At 70.7% G+C, this 2,709-nt stretch carries 3 protein-coding genes; all 3 read left to right on the top strand.

All coding sequences use genetic code 11. From position 1 onward, the window contains the following. The coding region (locus AC1DOC_RS28300; protein WP_478130979.1) for an ATP-binding cassette domain-containing protein at positions 1 to 915 on the top strand (915 nt) is incomplete at its 5' end. Continuing rightward, positions 912 to 1,895, top strand: a complete 984-nt coding sequence (locus tag AC1DOC_RS28305) for an ABC transporter permease (RefSeq protein ID WP_412511919.1) — start codon at positions 912 to 914, stop codon at positions 1,893 to 1,895. The genes AC1DOC_RS28300 and AC1DOC_RS28305, both read left to right, overlap by 4 nt. 26 nt (positions 1,896 to 1,921) lie before the next feature. Beyond that, the coding region (locus tag AC1DOC_RS28310) for a LacI family DNA-binding transcriptional regulator (protein WP_478130980.1) at positions 1,922 to 2,709 on the top strand (788 nt) is incomplete at its 3' end.

A 2,709-nucleotide genomic window follows, 5' to 3' on the forward strand; every position in this document is an offset into this window, starting at 1 on the left:
GAACTGGTGCAGCGCATGGTGGGCCGCGCGGTGCACGAGCACGAAGGCCGCGACCGCCGCATCGCCGGGCCGGTGCTGCTGAGTGCGCGCGGCATCGGCCGGGCCGAGGCCGTGAAGGACGTCGACATCGACCTGCACGCGGGCGAAGTCATGGGCCTGGCGGGCCTGGTCGGCTCCGGCCGGACCGAACTCGTGCGCCTGCTGTTCGGCGCCGACCGCGCCGACCGCGGCGAAATTCTTCTCTACGACGGCATTGCCGCCACGCAGCCGGTGCTGCGCGTGCGCAAGGGCTGGCGCTCGCCGATGCAGGCCATCCGCGCCGGCATCGGCCTGGTGACCGAAGACCGCAAGTCGCAGGGGCTGCTGCTCACGCAATCGATTCGCGTCAATGCCACGCTGAGCGACCTGGGCGCCATCTCGCACGCCGGCTGGCTGCAGCGCGCCAAGGAGCGCGGCATCGCCCGGCGGCTGGTGGAGCTGCTGCGCATCCGCTCGCGCAGCATCGAGCAGCCGGTGGCCACCCTGAGCGGCGGCAACCAGCAGAAAGTGGTGTTCGCGCGCTGGCTGCACCGCGAATGCAAGGTGCTGCTGCTCGACGAGCCCACGCGCGGCGTGGACGTGGGCGCGCGTGCCGACCTGTACGCCGAGCTCGACCGCATGACCGACGCCGGCAAGGCGCTCCTGATGGTGTCGAGCGACCTGCGCGAACTCATGGCCATGTGCGACCGCATCGGCGTGATGAGCGCCGGCCGGCTGGTCGCGGTGTTCGAGCGCGGCCAGTGGAGCGAGCAATCGCTGCTGGCCGCCGCCTTCAGCGATGCGGCAGGCCGCGCCGCCACTGCGGCACCCCCCACGGCGGGCTCCGCCATTTCCGATCCGAATCCGGGCCAACCGGCCACCGCCGACACACCATGACCGCAGCCGCCGCCACCTCCGCCCCGCCCTCCGCCCTGAAGGGCCAGCTGGGCACCTACGTGGGCCTGACCGTCGTGCTCGTGGGCATGGTCGCGCTCTTCGGCACGCTGAGCGAATATTTCCTCACGCGCGAAACCTTCATCTCCATTGCCAACGAGATTCCCGCGCTTGCGGTGATGGCCGTGGGCATGACCTTCGTGCTGATCATCGCGGGCATCGACCTGTCGGTGGGCTCGGTGCTTGCGCTGAGCGCGGCGGTCACGGCCGCCGCCATCCTCCAGTGGAAGCTCTCGGTGCCACTGGCCGCCGCGCTGGGCCTGGCCACCGGGCTGGTGTGCGGCAGCGTGACGGGCGCGGTGTCGGTCGCATGGCGGCTGCCGAGCTTCATCGTCTCGCTGGGCATGCTGGAGGCGGTGCGCGGCGGCGCCTACCTGGTGACCGATTCGCGCACGCAGTACGTGGGCGACGCCATCTCGGGCCTGGCCGCGCCGTGGATCGGCGGCATTTCCGCGGCCTTCGTGCTCGCGGTGGTGCTGGTGGCCGCCGGCCAGCTGGTGCTCACGCGCACGGTGTTCGGCCGGCACGTGGTGGGCATCGGCACCAACGAAGAAGCGATGCGGCTCGCGGGCATCGATCCGCGGCCGATCCGCATCATCGTGTTTGCCGCCACCGGCCTGCTGGCTGGCCTGGCCGGACTCATGCAGTCGGCGCGGCTCGAAGCGGCCGACCCCAATGCGGGCGTCGGCATCGAGCTGCAGGTGATTGCGGCCGTGGTGATCGGCGGCACCAGCCTCATGGGCGGGCGCGGCTCGGTGGTCAACACTTTCTTCGGCGTGCTGATCATCGCGGTGCTCGAGGCCGGGCTTGCGCAGGTGGGCGCCAGCGAGCCGAGCAAACGCATCATCACCGGCGCGGTCATCGTGGTTGCGGTGATCATCGACACCTTGCGCCAGCGCCGGGCCGATCGCCGCCTGGCCTGACGCTGCATAAAAAGGGGGAAGCAACCATGGCCACCATCAAGGACGTCGCGCTGCGCGCGGGCGTTTCGGTCACCACCGTCTCGCACGTGGTCAACGACACGCGCCATGTGAGCGCCAAGGGGCGTGAACGGGTGGAAGAGGCCATCCGCGAGCTGGGCTACGTGCCCAACGCGATGGCGCGCAGCCTCAAGAGCAACACCACCTCGACGCTCGGCATGCTGATTCCGAACAGCTCGAACCCCTACTTTGCCGAGATCGTGCGCATCGTCGAGGACCGCTGCTTCGGCGCCGGCTACACGCTGGTGCTGTGCAACACCGACGACGAGCCGCGCCGCCAGAGCGTCTACCTGCAGGTGCTGGCCGAGCGCCGCATCGACGGGCTGATCGTGGTGTCGACCGGCGCCGGCGACGACGATTCGCTCGTCACGCAGCTGCACGGCCTGCGCATTCCCACGGTGCTGGTCGACCGCGAGATTGCCGACCCGGCCTGCGACCTGGTCGAAACCGCCCACATGCAGGGCGGGCTGCTCGCGGTGCGGCACCTGCTGTCGCTCGGCCACAAGCGCATTGCCTGCATCGGCGGGCCGGTGGGCGTGATGCCGAGCGAGCAGCGCATCGAGGGCTGGCGCATGGCGCTGGCCGAGGCCGGCACCGCGCCGAATGCCGACGCCCTGCTGTGGCGCGGCGGCTTCACGAGCCAGGGCGGCTACGAGGCGATGCACGCCATCCTGCGCACCGAAGAGGCGCCCTCGGCCGTCTTCGTCTGCAACGACCTGATGGCCATCGGCGCCCTGCGCGCCGCGCATGAAAGCGG

The organism is Variovorax sp. 01T439_2 (genome assembly GCF_056398445.1).